Genomic DNA, 16,314 nt, shown 5'->3' on the forward strand with positions numbered 1-16,314 from the left:
CCAGGAGCCCGGGGCTTTGCAGGTCTGAATCGATCAGGCGCGACCCACGGCAGCCGGACTCCCGGTGCCATAGTAAAAGTGGTAGCGCGCAGCGATCACGCTGATGAGTATGCCCACGTCGGCGCCTGCCGCGCAAGGATCCGGCGGCCCCTTCCTCGCGTCGCGGCGCAGCGGGGCGGGGCAGTGTCTGACCGGCGGCATAGACTTGTCGGGCGATGCATCCTCTCTTCGACATTCCCGCGTCCCCGCCTGCGCCGGAGTCCGCGCCGGCCCGCCCGCACCGACCCGGGCCGGCCCCCGTGCGCCTCGATCCGCAGCAGCTGCTCGCCGGGCTGAACGGGCCACAGCGCGACGCGGTCACCCACGCCGGCTCGCCGCTGCTGATCGTTGCCGGCGCCGGGTCCGGCAAGACCCGGGTGCTCACGCACCGGATCGCCTACCTGCTCGCCGCACGGGACGTCCATCCCGGTGAGATCATCGCGATCACCTTCACCAACAAGGCCGCCGGCGAGATGAAGGAGCGCGTCGCCGCGCTGGTGGGTCCCCGGGCCCGCCTGATGTGGGTGTCGACGTTCCACTCCGCGTGCGTCCGGATCCTGCGCGCCGAGCACGAGCACGCCGGCCTCAAGTCGACGTTCTCGATCTACGACGCGGACGACTCCCGCCGGCTGATGCAGTTGGTCACCCGCGAGCTCGATCTCGACCCGAAGCGCTACCCGGCGCGCGGGCTTGCCGCCCAGGTCTCCAACCTCAAGAACGAGCTGGTCGACCCGGAGCAGTTCGCGGCGCGGGCCACCGGGCCCAACGAGCGGGCGTTGGCCGAGGCGTACACGCTCTACCAGCGCCGGCTGCGTGAGGCGCACGCACTGGACTTCGACGACCTGATCATGACCACGGTGCATCTGCTCCAGTCGCACCCGCACGTCGCGGAGAGCTACCGGCGGCGCTTCCGGCACGTGCTGGTGGACGAATACCAGGACACCAACCACGCCCAGTACATCCTGATCAAGGAGCTGGTCTCCGGCACCGAGGGGGTGGAACCGGCCGAGCTGTGCGTGGTCGGCGACGCCGACCAGTCGATCTACGCGTTCCGGGGCGCGACGATCCGCAACATCCTGGAGTTCGAGCGGGACTACACCAACGCCCGCACGATCCTGCTGGAGCAGAACTACCGCTCCACCCAGACCATCCTCAACGCGGCCAACGCGGTGATCGACCGCAACACCTCCCGCAAGCCCAAGCGGCTGTGGAGCGAGGCCGGCGCCGGTGAGCAGATCGTCGGCTACGTGGCCGACACCGAGCACGCCGAGGCCGACTGGGTGGCCCGGGAGATCGACCGGTTGGTCGACGCCGACGAGACCCGCCCCGGCGACGTCGCGGTCTTCTACCGCACCAACGCACAGTCCCGCGTCTTCGAAGAGGTGTTCATCCGCGTCGGCCTGCCCTACAAGGTGGTCGGCGGGGTGCGCTTCTACGAGCGCAAGGAGGTCCGCGACGCCCTTGCGTACCTGCGTTCGGTGGTCAACGACGACGACACGGTGAGCCTGCGGCGGGTCCTCAACACCCCCCGCCGGGGCATCGGCGACCGGGCCGAGGCGTGTGTCGAGGCGCTCTCCAACCGGGACCGGATCTCGTTCGGCGCGGCGCTGCGCCGGGCCCGGGAGGCGCCGGGCATCTCCAGCCGGGCGGCCAACGGCATCGGCGACTTCGTGGCGCTGCTCGACGGGGCCCGGGAGTTGGCCGAGACCGGCACCCCGGAAGAGGTGCTGGAGGCGCTGCTGACCCGCTCGGGTTACCTCACCGAGCTGGAGGAGAGCCTGGACCCGCAGGACGCCGGCCGGGTGGACAACCTCCAGGAGTTGGTCAGCGTCGCCCGGGAGTACACCGAGCGGATCGAGGCGCTGGGCGAGGAGGGGGAGCGGGCCACCCTCGCCGGCTTCCTGGAGCAGGTGGCGTTGGTCGCCGACGCCGACCAGATTCCCTCCGACGACCCCGACCACCAGGGTGTGGTCACGCTGATGACGTTGCACACCGCCAAGGGCCTGGAGTTCCCGGTGGTGTTCCTGACCGGGCTGGAGGACGGCGTCTTCCCGCACCTGCGCTCGCTCGGCGACACCCGCGAGTTGGAGGAGGAGCGCCGACTGGCGTACGTCGGCATCACCCGCGCCCGACAGCGGCTCTACCTCTCCCGGGCGGTGACCCGCTCGGCCTGGGGGCAACCGTCCTACAACCCGCCGTCGCGGTTCCTGGAGGAGCTGCCGACCGAGTTGGTGCACTGGGAGCGCACCGAAGGGTCGTACACCTCGTGGGCTGGCGGGGGCGGCGGCGTCGGCGGCCGCGCGGACCGCGCGCCCGGCGCGCGTGGCAACTTCACCGGGGGTACGCCGAAGGCGGCCCAGTTGGCGCAACGGCTCGGCGTGGACGCCAGCCGGCTGACCACGGCCAGTGAGCTGCCGCAGGGGCCCAAGGTGTCGGCCGGCGACCGGGTCAACCACCAGCGGTACGGGCTGGGGCGGGTGCTGGCCGTGGAGGGGCACGGCCCGGGTGCCCGAGCGCAGATCGACTTCGGCGACCAGACCATGTGGCTGGTGCTCCGGCACGCCCCGGTCGACAAACTCTGACCGGCCCCGGATGACGGCAGGGGTGGCCTCCGGTGCGACGGAGACCACCCCTGTCCGGATGTCGCGCTGGCTCAGCAGCCCAGGTCCACGCCGTGCGCCCGCATGAACGGGGCCGGGTCGATCTGGTTCCACATGCCCTGGTGCACCTCGAAGTGCAGGTGCGGGCCGGTGGCATCGCCGGTCGCGCCCTCGTACCCGATGACCTGGCCGGCCTTGACCTGCTGGCCGACGGTCACCGCGATGCGGCTCTGGTGGGCGTAGTGGGTCAGGTACCCGTTGCCGTGGTCGATGAAGACGGAGTTGCCGTACCCGTCGGCGGCGTCACCGGCCTGGGTCACGGTGCCGGCGGCCGCGGCGCGGATCGGCGTGCCGGAGGGCAGCGCCAGGTCGATGCCGGCGTGCAGGGCCCCCCAGCGCTGCCCGTAGCAGGAGGTGACGGCGGCGCCCGGCATCGGGTTGACCCAGGCGGGGGTGGGCTTGGTGGTCTTCTTCGGCTTCGGCTTGGCCTTCGCGGCGGCCGTCTTCGTGGGTGCCGGGCTGGCGCTTGTCGCGGCCGGGCCCGGGGTGGGGCTGACCGAGGGGGTGATCGGCGTGCTCGACTCGCGAACGGAGCGGTCGGCCCGGCTGGCGGCCTCGTTGCGGGCCTGCGCGTCGAGGGAGACGGCGGCGGGTGCCGGGCGGTCGCTGCCGGTGGTGGCGACGACGACGCCACCGAGGCCGAGGGCTACCAGAGCGGCCGCACCGGCCACGATGAGGCGGTTGCGTCGGCCGGAGCGCCGCGGCTGCTCGGTCTGGGCGGTGTCGGGGGTGTTCTCGTTCTGGACGGGGCTGTCTTCCTGCACGGCGGACCTTCACAGTCGAGGGGCACTTGACCTCGAAATACTGGTGTCGAGCCGGGCCGGGGGCGGGATGGGGACCTGGTGGCCCGGCGCTGGACGGCGGCTTGCCTGCCCGAATATGACCCACTCTGTGGCACTACGACCGGAAACGTGATCATGCGGTACGGTGTCGCCGCTCACAATCTCCACTGTGACCTGGAAGACATCGCCCCACGAAAAACCGCCCGGATCGACAGATCCGGGCGGTCAACGGTCGGTACGCAGCGTCAGGAGCCGGCTACCTCGCTGTAGATTGCCTCGACTTGCAGCTTGATGTCCACTCCGCGGTCCTGCAGGAACGGCACCGGGTCGATCGGCTTGCCCTTGACATGGATCTCAAGGTGCAGGTGGGTGCCGTAGGCGTGACCGGTCTGGCCGACGAGGCCGAGCTGGTCGCCGGCCTTGATCTGCTGGCCTTCCTTGACACTGACCGCGGAGGAGTGGCCGTAGATGGCCTCGCTGCCGTCGGCGTGCTGCACGATCACGGCGTTGCCGTACCCACCGAACCAGCCGGCCTTGGTGACCAGACCGTCGTGGATCGCGACGTAGGGCGTGCCCTCGCCGGCGACCAGGTCCACGCCGGTGTGCATCTTGCCCCAACGCATCCCGTAGGGGGAGTTGAAGTCGTAGCCCTGCAGCGGCAGCAGCCACACCTCGGGCTCGGCGCTGTCCTTGCTACGGCTGTCCCGCGAGGCGCGGTCGGCGTTGTCCGCACGGGCCGCGGCGTCCTGGCTGGTGACCGACGCCTGCTTGAGCTCGTCGAGCACCGTCGGGCTGACGTCCTTGGCGTCCGGCAGGGCGCTCGCGCCGAGCGCGACGATGCCGGCCCCGACGAAGGCGGTGGTGACGACAGCGGCGTAACGGCTGCGCGGTGGGGTGGGCACACGGCGACGACCGCGATATCGATCGGGCTCAGACGACAGGCGCTGGCGCACGCACACCCTCCGTTGTCGGGGTTCCGAAGCGGCCGGTGGGCGTTCGTGAAGCTCCAGTGAACGTCCGCTGACCGCGTCGTCACCCGTCCATGGACCTGATGACAACCGTGGACACGTTAGCCAACCACCAGACGAGTCACAAGCTAGAGCGAGAAATTGGCGTGTCGATCTGTCCGTTTGCGTCCGTGATTGTCATGCATCGTGACGCCGAACGGTGCCCATGTTGCTGCCCGTTCGTCGCCGAGCGTGACCGGTCCGGCGGAGTCGTCCGACTTGACTGCGGGTCGTGCCGCAACGCGCCGGACAACGCCGGATCACCACGCCGGGCGGTGCCGGATCACCACGCCCCGGCGGTGCCGGATGGCCTCGGCGGGTCTCTTCGGGCTGCGCGGTGGTCGCACCGCGCGGTTGACTGGTCGCGGAGCCGGTTTCCGGCCCGGATTTCCCGGGCCGGGTCCGCCGGGTTACCGTTCGTTCAGGTGAAGGCCGTGGAGCCGGTGAAAGGTGTGCGCTGATGAGCTCTCGTATTCGGGTCGTCGTCGCCAAGCCCGGCCTGGACGGCCACGACCGGGGCGCGAAGGTCGTCGCGCGTGCCCTGCGCGACGCGGGGATGGAGGTCGTCTACACCGGCCTGCACCAGACTCCCGAGCAGATCGTGGAGACCGCCATCCAGGAGGATGCCGACGCGGTCGGCCTGTCCGTGCTCTCCGGTGCGCACATGACGCTCTTCCGGCGGGTGCTGGAGCTGCTCGGTGAGCGGGACGCCCGCGACATCGTCGTGTTCGGTGGCGGCATCATCCCGAACGGCGACATTCCCGAGTTGGAGAAGCTGGGCGTCGCCAAGATCTTCACGCCGGGCGCCACCACTCAGGCGATCGTCGAGTGGGTCCGCGAGAACGTCGCGCAGCCGGTTTCCTGAGCCTCGTCGGGGCGGCCTGCCCGGCGACAGCCTCGTCGGGGCGGCCTGCTCGGCGACAGCCTCGTCGGGGCGGTCTGCTCGGCGACCGGATTTGGGCACGGGGGAGGGGCCGGACGCACCCCTCACACGTCCGGCCCCTCTATGCACGATGCCCCGCCGCCACCCCTCGACCGACAGGGCATCGGCCGTATCCCGTCTTTGCGCTGCTCAGCGCTCCGACATCTGACTCAACGAGGCCCCCACGGCCGGGTTACGCAACCAGGGCAACATCGCCCGGACGGTGGATGCGGCCGGCGTCCCGGCCGGAATCCGGCCGCTACCGATGTCCGGTTGTGCATTACCGCACACCGCGCACCCGCTCGGTTGCCGGCGGTGCCGACCTCGCTAGGCTGCGGCCAATGGCCTGTTTCAACTGATGACAGGCGTCAAACTGTTTTTTGAACGCTGGTGGCGGCGCGACGGCGCGCCGCGGAGACGGGACGGGACGGGACGCGCAATCGTGGACCTGTACGAGTACCAGGGGCGGGACCTGTTCGAGCGGCACGGCTTGCCCGTGTTGGCCGGCGGCGTCGCCACTACCCCGGAAGAGGCCCGAGCGATCGCCGAACGCCTCGGCGGTCGCGTGGTCGTCAAGGCACAGGTGAAGGTCGGCGGCCGCGGTAAGGCCGGCGGCGTCAAGCTGGCCGAGGGCGCCGAGGAGACGGTGGCCCGCGCCACCGACATCCTCGGCATGGACATCAAGGGCCACACCGTCCACAAGGTCATGATCACGGTGACCGCGGACGTGGCCGAGGAGTACTACTTCTCGTACCTGCTCGACCGGGCGAACCGCACCTTCCTCTGCATCGCCAGCGTTGCCGGCGGCATGGACATCGAGCAGGTCGCCGCCGACACCCCCGACAAGGTGGTGAAGGCCCCGATCGACGCCGTGCACGGCGTGGACGAGGCCAAGGCCCGCGAGATCGTGACCGCCGCCGGGTTCCCGGCCGAGGTCGCCGACCAGGTGGTCGAGATCGCCGTGGGCCTGTGGCAGGCGTTTGTCGCCGAGGACGCCACCCTGGTCGAGGTCAACCCGCTCGCCAAGAACGGCGACGGCCGGATGCTGCTGCTCGACGCCAAGATCAGCCTGGACGAGAACGCCGCGTTCCGGCACCCGGACCACGAGGCGCTTGTCGACCAGGCCGCGGTGGACCCGCTGGAGCAGGCCGCGAAGGCCAAGGACCTCAACTACGTCAAGCTCGACGGCGAGGTCGGCATCATCGGCAACGGCGCGGGTCTGGTCATGTCGACCCTCGACGTGGTCGCGTACGCCGGTGAGCGGCACGGCAACGTCAAGCCGGCCAACTTCCTCGACATCGGCGGCGGCGCGAGCGCCGCGGTGATGGCGAACGGGCTGGAGATCGTGCTCTCCGACCCGGCCGTGAAGAGTGTCTTCGTCAACGTCTTCGGCGGCATCACCGCCTGCGACGAGGTCGCCAACGGCATCATCCAGGCGTTGGCGCTGCTGGAGCAGCGTGGCGAGCAGGTCACCAAGCCGCTCGTCGTCCGTCTCGACGGCAACAACGCCGAGGCCGGCCGGGCGATCCTGGACGGCGCGAACAACCCGCTCGTGCAGCGGGTGGACACCATGGACGGTGCGGCCGAGCGGGCCGCCGAGCTGGCAGCTGCGGGGGTCTGATCATGGCTATCTGGCTGACCAAGGACTCGAAGGTCATCGTTCAGGGGATGACCGGTTCCGAGGGTTCCAAGCACACCCGGCGGATGCTGGCCGCCGGCACCAACGTGGTGGGTGGCGTCAACCCGCGCAAGGCGGGCCAGAAGGTCGACTTCGACGGCACCGAGCTGCCGGTCTTCGCGTCCGTCGCGGATGCGATGGCCGAGACCGGTGCCGACGTCACGGTCATCTTCGTGCCGCCGCAGTTCACCAAGGCCGCCGTGGTCGAGGCGATCGACGCCACGATCCCGCTGGCCGTGGTGATCACCGAGGGCGTCCCGGTGCACGACACCGCGTCGTTCTGGGCGTACAACGTGGCGAAGGGTGAGCAGACCCGGATCATCGGGCCGAACTGCCCCGGCATCGCCTCGCCCGGCGCGTCCAACGCCGGCATCATCCCGGCCGACATCACCGGCTCCGGCCGCATCGGCCTGGTCAGCAAGAGCGGCACGCTGACCTACCAGATGATGTACGAGCTGCGCGACATCGGCTTCTCCACCTGCGTCGGCATCGGTGGTGACCCGATCATCGGGACCACCCACATCGACGCGCTGGCGGCGTTCGAGGCCGACCCGGAGACCGACGCCATCGTGATGATCGGTGAGATCGGTGGTGACGCCGAGGAGCGCGCCGCCGAGTTCATCAAGGCCAACGTCACCAAGCCGGTGGTCGGCTACATCGCCGGCTTCACCGCTCCGCCCGGCAAGACCATGGGTCACGCCGGTGCGATCATCTCCGGCTCGGCCGGCACCGCCGAGGGGAAGCAGGCGGCGCTGGAGGCGGTCGGCGTCAAGGTCGGCAAGACGCCAACCGAGACCGCGAACCTGATGCGGGAGATCATGTCCGGCAGCTGAGCCGGCCAGGCAACGCCGAAGGGGGTCGACCGCAGCCGGTCGGCCCCCTTCGGCGTACGCGGTGGTGAACTGGTCAGTCGTTGTTCCAGAACGGGTAGTTGCCGGTGGCGCGCAGGATCGCCCCGCCGATGATGTTGATCACGCCGAACACGATGGCGAGGTAGCCCAGCACCGGTGACTGCCCGTTGCGCCGGGCGTCGCGGATGGACAGGTAGCCGAAGATGATGCCCAGGATGCCGCAGCAGATCAGCCCCAACACGATGCCCAGCACGCCCCAGAGCGTGGTCCGGTCCCGTCCCCGGGCCGGTGGTGGCGGTGGTGGCGGGTATGGCGTCGTCACAGCGTCCTCCGGGCGTTCGTCGGCGGCGGGCCGGCGGACCGCGACCGGCGGACCCGACCCGGGCGGCGGCGACTGGCGCCCCCTTCGGCCGAGGCTAGACCGGACCGGGTGGCCGGGGGCCCGGGTTCGGTCAACTCGTCGCCCTTCGGGTGGGTTATCGGACTGCCACGGCCCGCGCGACGTGCCAGAGTAGAGCGGATGTCCCCCGTCACCCCTGACCGTCCCAGCCGTCCCGGCGGTGTGCGCGCCGACGACCGGCCGGTCGATCGTGCCGCACCGGCCCGACGGGTGCCCGCGCCCCGCCCGGCCGGGTCGCCACGCGGGCGAGCGCCGTTGCCCGTCGCCGCCGGGGTGGCGGCCGGTTGGGCTGCCCTCACCTCCTACCTGCCGGTCGCCATCGTCCTCGGCCTGGTGCACCTCGGCACGGATTCCAGCACCCTGACCAACACGCTGCGCACCGCACTGGGCGGCTGGCTGCTCGGGCACGGCGTGGGGCTGCACACCGAGTCCGGTCCGCTCGGGCTCGCCCCGCTGGCGCTGACCGTGCTCGCGCTCTGGCGGCTGACCCGGGCCGGAGTGCACGTCAGCCGTGCGATCGGTGCCCGCGACACCCGCTCACCGCGTCGGGCGCTGCTCGCCGCGGGCGCGGTCGGCATCGCCTACGCGCTGCTCGGCGCGCTCGCGGCGGTGCTGATCGGCGCCGACGGACCGGACGTGTCAGTGCTCCGGGCGGGGGTGACGTTCGCTGTGGTCGGCACACTCGCCGCGCTGGTCGGCGCCACCCGCATCACCGCCGTGACCCAGGTTGTCGTCGGCTGGCTGCCGGGCCCGGTGCGCGACGGCGTTCGCACCGGGCTGGTGGCCGGGCTGCTGCTGCTCGGCGCGGGTGCCGGCGCGGCCGGCCTGGCGGTGGCCACCGGCGGCGGCGACGCGGCCGACATGATCGGCGCGTACCGGACCGGGGTCGCCGGCCAGGCCGGGATCACCCTGGTCAGCGTGGCGTACGCGCCGAACGCGGCGGTCTGGTCGGCCAGCTACCTGCTCGGGCCGGGTTTCGCGGTGGGCACCGACACCGCGGTCCGCACCAGCGAGGTGTCGGTCGGCGCGTTGCCGGCCGTGCCCTTGCTCGCCGGCCTGCCGCGAGGCCCGGTGGACGGTTTCGGTGCTCTTCTGCTCGCGGTGCCGGTGCTGGCCGGGATGGTCGCCGGCTGGCTGCTCGCCCGCCGGCTGGCTCGACTCGCCGGGCCGGAGCGGGCCCCGCATCGGTGGGCCGAGGTGTTGGCGCCCGCGGCGCTGGCCGGGCCGGTGGCCGGGGTGCTGATCGGCGTGGCCGCCGCGGTTTCCGGCGGGCCGCTCGGTGCCGGTCGGCTGGCCCAGGTCGGGCCGGTGGGCTGGCAGGTCGGGGCGGTGGCGGCGGGTGTCATCGCGGTCGGCGCGCTGCTCGGTGCCGCGGCCACCCGAGCGCTCACCCGCGCCCCCGCCCAGCAGGCCGCGATGCCTCCGCGCGTGCCCGCGCGCTGAACGAACGAGCGCGGGGCGCCCCCGGCGCATGCCCTCGCGCCGGACTTGGTGCTGAACGAGCGCGGGGCGCCCCCGGCGCATGCCTTCGTGCTGAACGAGCGCGGGGCGCTCCGGACGAATCCGGAGCGCCCCGTCGACAACGGCCCGGTCAGGGCTGGGTGGGCAGGGTGACCTGTGCCACCACGAGCAGGATGATCAGCAGGATGCCGAGCACGACGCCGACCGCACCGCAGATCAGGCCGGCCTTGGCCTGCCCGGCGTTGCTGGCCTGGCCCTGGGCGACCTTCTGCTTGGCGAGGTAACCGGTGACCACGGCCGCGATGCCGACCGGGATGCCCAGGTAGAAGCAGCACAGCAGCGGGATCGACGCGATACCGAGGATCATCGACACCAGGCCGAGGGTGTTGTTCTGCCCCTGCGCCTGCGGGTACCCGGCGTTCGGGTACGTCGGGCCGGTGCCGTACTGCAGCGGCTGGCCGTACGGGTCCTGGTACGCCGGCGGCTGGCCGTACGGCTGACCCGAGGTGGGCTGCTGGCCGTATGGGGCCTGCGGTGCCGCGTACGGATCCTGCTGGCCGTACGGCTGGCCGGAGGTGGGCTGCTGGCCGTACGGGGCGGGTGGCGGCGGAGGGGCGGTCGGGTCCTGGTTGGGCTGCTGGCCGTACGGGTCCTGACCGGGGTTACCGGGCTGCATTCGAAAAGCTCCTTGGACTGGTTCCGTCAGTTACTGCTGTTGTTTCCATCCATGATCGCGGTCAGTCCTCCCAAAGCCCAGTGCCGCAGCCGGAGGACATCTCCCCCAAAGCGCGGGAAAGGGCCCTTCTTGGCCAGTTCCGCGTGTCGAGGCAGTGACGGGCGTGGGTCGTGACGACGTTCGGCCCGAGCGAGCGGCAGCGTACCGGGTCGATGCTCGTCAGCACCGTCGACGATCGGCGCACCGCCCAGCGGAAGGGCATCCTGACCTGCCCGATAGGGTGACCCGGTGACCGAGCCCGCGCCTGTCGCCCGCATCGTCGTCCTCGTCTCCGGCTCCGGAAGCAACCTCCAGTCGTTGCTGGATGCCGCCGTCGACCCCGCGTACGGCGCACAGGTCGTCGCGGTCGGCGCGGACCGCGACGGCATCGCGGGCCTGGACCGGGCCGCCGCGGCCGGCGTGCCGACGTTCGTCGAGCGGGTCCGCGACCACGACACCCGGGAAGACTGGGACGTGGCGCTCACCGCGCACGTCGCGAAGCACCAACCCGACCTGGTCATCTCCGCCGGTTTCCTCAAGCTGGTGGGCCCGCACTTCCTCGCGGCCTTCGGCGACCGCTACCTGAACACGCACAACACGCTGCTGCCGGCGTTCCCCGGCATCCACGGCCCCCGCGACGCTCTCGCCTACGGCGTGAAGCTCACCGGGGCCACCCTCTTCTTCGTCGACGCCGGCATGGACACCGGGCCGATCGTGGCGCAGGTCGCGGTGCCGGTGCTCGACGACGACGACGTGGACACGCTCACCGAGCGCATCAAGGAAGCCGAGCGGCGTCAGCTCGTCGAGCAGGTCGGTCGCCTGGTCCGCGAAGGCTGGACCATTACCGGAAGGAAGGTCACGGTTCCGTGAGTCCCACTCAGGACGGGCGCCGCCCGATCAGGCGGGCGCTGGTCAGCGTCTACGACAAGACCGGGTTGGTCGAGCTGGCCCAGGCCCTGCACGCGGCCGGCGTGGAGATCGTCTCCACCGGCAGCACGGCGGGCACCATCGCCGCAGCCGGTGTCCCGGTGACGCCGGTGGAGACGGTGACCGGTTTCCCCGAGGTGCTCGACGGCCGGGTGAAGACCCTGCACCCGAAGGTGCACGCCGGTCTCCTCGCCGACCTGCGCAAGGACACGCACGTCGCACAGCTCGACGAGCTGGGCGTGGCGGCGTTCGACCTGCTGGTCTCCAACCTCTACCCGTTCCAGGCGACAGTCGCGTCCGGCGCCGGCGTCGAGGAGTGCGTGGAGCAGATCGACATCGGTGGCCCGGCGATGGTGCGGGCCGCCGCCAAGAACCACGCCTCGGTCGCCGTGCTCACCGACCCGGCCGGTTACCCGGCGCTGCTCGGCGCGCTCGGCGAGGGTGGCTTCACCCTGGCGCAGCGCCGCGCGCTGGCCGCCCGCGCGTTCGCGGACATCGCCGAGTACGACGTGGCGGTGGCCCAGTGGTGTGCCCGGGAGCTGGCCCCGGCCGACGACTCCTGGCCGACGTTCGCCGGGTCGGCACTGCGTAAGTCGACGGTGCTGCGCTACGGAGAAAATCCGCACCAGCCGGCCGCGCTCTACACCGACCCGGACGCCCCGGCGGGTCTGGCCCAGGCCGAGCAGTTGCACGGCAAGGAGATGTCGTACAACAACTACGTTGACGCGGACGCCGCCTGGCGGGCCGCGAACGACTTCGCCGACCAGCCGGCGGTGGCGATCATCAAGCACGCCAACCCGTGCGGCATCGCGGTGGGCGCGGACGTGGCCGAGGCGCACCGCCTGGCGCACGCCTGCGACCCGGTGTCGGCGTTCGGCGGGGTGATCGCGGTCAACCGGTCGGTCTCGGTCGAGCTGGCCCGGCAGGTCGCCGACATCTTCACCGAGGTGGTGGTCGCCCCCGGCTTCGACGAGGGCGCGGTCGAGGTGTTGCAGGGCAAGAAGAACATCCGGCTGCTGCGGGCGCCGGCCTGGACCCCGGCGCCGGTCGAGTGGCGGCAGATTACCGGTGGCGTGCTCACCCAGGTCGCCGACCGGGTGCACGCCCCCGGCGACGACCCGGCCAACTGGCAGTTGGCGACCGGCGAGGCCGCCGACGAGGAGCTGCTGCGGGACCTCGCGTTCGCCTGGCGGGCGGTCCGCGCGGTGAAGAGCAACGCGATCCTGCTCGCCAAGGACGGCGCCACCGTCGGCGTCGGCATGGGTCAGGTCAACCGGGTCGACTCGGCGCAGCTCGCCGTCACCCGCGCCGGTGCCGACCGGGCGAGGGGCTCGGTCGCGGCGTCGGACGCGTTCTTCCCGTTCGCCGACGGCCCGCAGATCCTCATCGACGCCGGCGTCCGCGCCATCGTGCAGCCCGGAGGCTCCATCCGCGACGAGGAAGTAATCGAAGCGGCAAAAAAGGCAAACGTAACAATGTACCTAACCAACACCCGCCACTTCTACCACTAACCCCCCCACCCCCCACCCCACCGGTCCCACCCCCACCGGTCGCACCCCCACCGGTCCCACCCCCTCGCCCCGTTGATCATGAGGTTATAGCGCCGACACGCCGGTCGGCCGGGCAATAACTCCATGATCAACGCGCTGAAGGGCGGGGGTGGGGGCGGGGGTGGGGGGTGGGGTGGGGGGAGGGTTAGGGGGTTGGGCGGAGTTCGGCGAAGTGGCAGGCCGACGGGTGGGGGTCGGCCGCCCGGGGAACGGTCGCCGGGTCTTCGACGGCGCAGATGTCCTGGGCCTTCCAGCAGCGGGTGCGGAAGTGGCAGCCGCTCGGCGGGTCGGCCGGGCTGGGCACGTCACCGACCAGCCGGATCATGTTGCGCTGGTCGCGGGCCTCCGGGTCCGGCACCGGCACCGCGGAGAGCAGAGCCTGGGTGTACGGGTGGGTGGCTCGCTCGTAGATCTCGTCCTCGGTGCCGATCTCGACGATCCGACCGAGGTACATCACCGCGACCCGGTCGGCGATGTGCCGCACCACGGACAGGTCGTGGGCGATGAAGATGTACGACAGTCCCAGCTCGTCCTGGAGCTGCTTGAGCAGGTTGATTACCTGGGCCTGGATGGAGACGTCCAGGGCCGACACCGGCTCGTCGCAGACGATGATCTCGGGCCGCAGGGCGAGCGCGCGGGCGATGCCGATGCGCTGCCGCTGACCGCCGGAGAACTGGTGCGGGTACCTGTTGATGTGCTCCGGGTTGAGCCCCACCAGGTCGAGCAGCTCCTGGACCCGCTTGGCCTTGCTGCCCTTCGGGGCGGCATCCGGGTGGATCTCGAACGGCTCGCCGATGATGTCGCCGACGGTCATCCGCGGGTTCAGCGAGGTGTACGGGTCCTGCATCACCATCTGCATGTTGCGGCGTACCCGACGCAGCTCGCCCCCGGAGGCCTTGAACAGATCCCGACCTTCCAGGGTGGCCCGGCCGGAGGTGGGCGTCTCCAGCCGCATCAGCAGCCGGGCGAGGGTGGACTTGCCGCAGCCGGACTCGCCGACCACGCCCAGCGTCTCGCCCCGACGCAGCTCGAAGCTCACCCCGTCGACGGCCTTGACCGCGCCCATCTGCCGCTGGAACAGGACGCCCTGGGTGATCGGGAAGTGCTTCACCAGGTTGTCGACGGAGAGGATCGTCTCGCCGCGGACCTTGGCGGGACTAGCGGGCGACGCTGTCATCACGGACCTCCTGCGCGAAGTGGCAAGCGCTGGTCCGGCCGTCGCCGAGGACCAGGTCGTGGGGTACGACGTCCACGCAGACCTGCTGGACGTACGGGCACCGCGGGTGGAACGGGCAGCCGGACGGGATGCGCATCAGGTTCGGCGGCAACCCCTTGATCGTCGACAGTTCCTCGCCGCGGACGTCCAGGCGCGGGATCGACTCCAACAAACCCTTGGTGTACGGGTGGGCGGGCGCCTTGTAGAGCGAGCGGACGTCGGCGTGCTCGACGATCCGGCCGGCGTACATGACCGCGATCCGGTCCGCGACACCGGCGACCACGCCCAGGTCGTGGGTGATCAGGATCATCGCCATGTCGCGTTCCCGGCGCAGGTCGGCCAGCAGGTCCATGATCTGGGCCTGGACTGTCACGTCGAGCGCCGTGGTGGGCTCGTCGGCGATCAGCACCTTCGGGTCCAGCGCCAGGGCCATCGCGATCATGACGCGCTGGCGCATGCCGCCGGAGAACTGGTGCGGGTAGTCGCCGATCCGCTTGGCGGCTCCTGGGATCTTGACCAGATCCATCAGCTCGATGGCGCGCCGCCGGGCGTCGGCCCGGGACATGCCGGCGCGCTGGCGCAGCGTCTCGCCGATCTGCCAGCCGACCGGAAACACCGGGTTCAGGGCGGACAGCGCGTCCTGGAAGATCATCGCGATCTCCTTGCCGCGTACCTGTCGACGCTGCTCCTCGGAGCGGGTGAGCAGGTCCTGACCCTGGTAGAGGATCTGGCCGGAGCGGACGAGCGCGGGTGGGGTGTCCAGGATGCCCATGATCGCCTGGGCGGTGACCGACTTGCCGGAGCCCGATTCGCCGAGCACGGCAAGCGTCTCGCCGGCGTCCAGGTGGTACGACACGCCGTTGATCACCCGGGCCACGCCCTCGTTGGTGCGGAACTCGACGTGCAGGTCCCGCAACTCCAGCAGGTGGCCGCCCTCGGGCGTGGTGGAGGCGGGTGTGGGTTGGACGGTCATGAGTGTCTCACCGCAGCTTCGGGTCGAAGGCGTCACGGATCGCGTCGCCGAGCATGATGAACGCCAGCACGGTCAGCGCGAGGAATGCGGACGGGACGATCAGCGGCGCGGCCGCCTCCCGCATGTGGATGCGGCCGGTGTCGATGTCCTGGCCCCAGGAGATGGTCGGCGCCTTCAGGCCGATGCCCAGGAACGACAGCGTCGCCTCGGCCGCGATGAACGAGCCGAGCGCGATGGTCAGCACGACGATGACCGGGGCCAGCGAGTTCGGCAGGATGTGCCGCCACATGATCCGACCGTTGCCCGCGCCGAGCATCCGGGCCGCCGAGACGTAGTCCTGTTCCTTGGCGGTGATCACCGACGAGCGGACCACCCGGGCGGCGGTGGTCCAGCCGAGCAGGGCCAGCACGAAGACGACAGCACCGATCCGTGCCCACTGGCTGTCGCTGGAGACCCGCTTGAGCAGCACAATCGCGGCCAGCAGCAGCGGGATGCCGAGCACCACGTCGATCACCCGGGAGAGCACCGCGTCGACCCAGCGGCCGAAGTAACCGGCCAGCATGCCGATCACCAGCGCGATGATCCCGGTGCCGAGCGCGGCGAGCGCGCCGACCAGCAGCGAGGCCCGGGTGCCGTAGACCGCCCGGGAGTACGTGTCGCAGCCCTGGAAGTCGTACCCGAAGATGGCCCCGCCGGACGGCCCGGCGTGCTGCCGGGAGAGCAGGCAGTCGTTCGGGTTGTTGGCGGTGAAGACCCCGGGGAGCAGCGCCATCAGGGCGAAGACGACGACGAGCGCCAGCGAGATCCAGAAGATCGGGTTGCGGCGCAGGTCGCGCCAGGCGTCTCCGGCCAGGCTGCGGGGCTTGTTCGCGGCGCCGACCTGGTTGGGTGTGCCCGGCTCGCCCGAGGGCCCACGCCGCGCGGCCTGGTTCTCACTGGCCGCCACCGTCTCGAAGTCACTCATGCCTGCACCTCGCTGCGCTCGGCGCCGGCATGAGAGCCCAAGCACGCTGCGCTGATGATTCGTTCGCTGCGCTCACTCATGCCTGCACCTCGCTGCGCTCGGCGCCGGCATGAGAGCCCAAGCACGCTGCGCTGATGATTCGTTCGCTGCGCTCACTCATGCCTGCACC

At 71.2% G+C, this 16,314-nt stretch carries 14 protein-coding genes; 7 read left to right on the forward strand and 7 right to left on the reverse strand.

Annotation, left to right across the window (positions count from 1 at the left end; all coding sequences use genetic code 11):
* Positions 1 to 215 precede the first annotated feature (215 nt).
* On the forward strand, positions 216 to 2,621 hold the full coding sequence (pcrA, locus tag AB0B57_RS10835) for a DNA helicase PcrA (protein ID WP_357067653.1): 2,406 nt from the start codon (positions 216 to 218) through the stop codon (positions 2,619 to 2,621).
* Between the two features lie 71 nt (positions 2,622 to 2,692).
* Here the strand turns inward: pcrA and AB0B57_RS10840 are convergent, their stop codons facing one another.
* On the reverse strand, positions 2,693 to 3,463 hold the full coding sequence (locus AB0B57_RS10840; protein WP_357067655.1) for a M23 family metallopeptidase: 771 nt from the start codon (positions 3,461 to 3,463) through the stop codon (positions 2,693 to 2,695).
* Between the two features lie 263 nt (positions 3,464 to 3,726).
* Positions 3,727 to 4,434 carry a M23 family metallopeptidase gene (locus AB0B57_RS10845; protein WP_357067657.1) on the reverse strand — a complete coding sequence of 236 codons (708 nt, stop codon included), beginning with the start codon at positions 4,432 to 4,434 and terminating at the stop codon, positions 3,727 to 3,729.
* A 514-nt stretch (positions 4,435 to 4,948) separates the two neighbouring features.
* Between AB0B57_RS10845 and AB0B57_RS10850 the strand changes: the two genes are divergently transcribed.
* From AB0B57_RS10850 to sucD, 3 genes are all read left to right on the forward strand, one after another.
* Positions 4,949 to 5,353 (forward strand): cobalamin B12-binding domain-containing protein, encoded by a 405-nt coding sequence (locus AB0B57_RS10850; protein WP_088987674.1) that lies wholly within the window; start codon positions 4,949 to 4,951, stop codon positions 5,351 to 5,353.
* Positions 5,354 to 5,852: 499 nt separating this feature from the next.
* Complete coding sequence (gene sucC, locus AB0B57_RS10855; protein WP_357067659.1) at positions 5,853 to 7,031, forward strand: ADP-forming succinate--CoA ligase subunit beta; 1,179 nt, start codon at positions 5,853 to 5,855, stop codon at positions 7,029 to 7,031.
* Positions 7,032 to 7,033: 2 nt separating this feature from the next.
* Positions 7,034 to 7,921, forward strand: coding sequence for a succinate--CoA ligase subunit alpha (sucD, locus tag AB0B57_RS10860; protein WP_357067661.1), 888 nt, complete (start codon positions 7,034 to 7,036; stop codon positions 7,919 to 7,921).
* Between the two features lie 73 nt (positions 7,922 to 7,994).
* Here the strand turns inward: sucD and AB0B57_RS10865 are convergent, their stop codons facing one another.
* Positions 7,995 to 8,261 carry a DUF4190 domain-containing protein gene (locus AB0B57_RS10865; protein ID WP_357067663.1) on the reverse strand — a complete coding sequence of 89 codons (267 nt, stop codon included), beginning with the start codon at positions 8,259 to 8,261 and terminating at the stop codon, positions 7,995 to 7,997.
* A gap of 198 nt (positions 8,262 to 8,459) precedes the next feature.
* On the opposite strand from AB0B57_RS10865, the gene AB0B57_RS10870 reads away from it, so the two are divergent.
* A complete protein-coding gene (locus tag AB0B57_RS10870) occupies positions 8,460 to 9,782 on the forward strand; it encodes a DUF6350 family protein (RefSeq protein WP_357067665.1) in 1,323 nt (440 codons plus the stop codon).
* Between the two features lie 148 nt (positions 9,783 to 9,930).
* Here the strand turns inward: AB0B57_RS10870 and AB0B57_RS10875 are convergent, their stop codons facing one another.
* Positions 9,931 to 10,476, reverse strand: coding sequence for a DUF4190 domain-containing protein (locus AB0B57_RS10875; protein WP_357067667.1), 546 nt, complete (start codon positions 10,474 to 10,476; stop codon positions 9,931 to 9,933).
* A gap of 288 nt (positions 10,477 to 10,764) precedes the next feature.
* Between AB0B57_RS10875 and purN the strand changes: the two genes are divergently transcribed.
* Entirely contained in the window at positions 10,765 to 11,385 is a 621-nt protein-coding gene (gene purN, locus AB0B57_RS10880) for a phosphoribosylglycinamide formyltransferase (RefSeq protein ID WP_357067669.1), read from the forward strand.
* Positions 11,382 to 12,953: a bifunctional phosphoribosylaminoimidazolecarboxamide formyltransferase/IMP cyclohydrolase gene (gene purH / locus AB0B57_RS10885; protein WP_357067671.1), complete on the forward strand. Its 1,572-nt coding sequence runs from the start codon at positions 11,382 to 11,384 to the stop codon at positions 12,951 to 12,953. The genes purN and purH overlap by 4 nt, the downstream gene beginning before the upstream one ends.
* A 184-nt stretch (positions 12,954 to 13,137) precedes the next feature.
* Here the strand turns inward: purH and AB0B57_RS10890 are convergent, their stop codons facing one another.
* From AB0B57_RS10890 to AB0B57_RS10900, 3 genes are read right to left on the reverse strand one after another with little or no spacing between them, the layout of a single operon-like run.
* On the reverse strand, positions 13,138 to 14,169 hold the full coding sequence (locus tag AB0B57_RS10890; protein ID WP_357067673.1) for a dipeptide ABC transporter ATP-binding protein: 1,032 nt from the start codon (positions 14,167 to 14,169) through the stop codon (positions 13,138 to 13,140).
* On the reverse strand, positions 14,150 to 15,181 hold the full coding sequence (locus tag AB0B57_RS10895) for an ABC transporter ATP-binding protein (RefSeq protein ID WP_357067675.1): 1,032 nt from the start codon (positions 15,179 to 15,181) through the stop codon (positions 14,150 to 14,152). Before AB0B57_RS10895 ends, AB0B57_RS10890 begins: the two co-directional genes overlap by 20 nt.
* Before the next feature lie 7 nt (positions 15,182 to 15,188).
* Complete coding sequence (locus tag AB0B57_RS10900) at positions 15,189 to 16,145, reverse strand: ABC transporter permease (protein WP_357067677.1); 957 nt, start codon at positions 16,143 to 16,145, stop codon at positions 15,189 to 15,191.
* Positions 16,146 to 16,314: the final 169 nt, after the last annotated feature.

Source organism: Micromonospora sp. NPDC049101, from assembly GCF_040648675.1.
Classification (GTDB): Bacteria; Actinomycetota; Actinomycetes; order Mycobacteriales; family Micromonosporaceae; genus Micromonospora.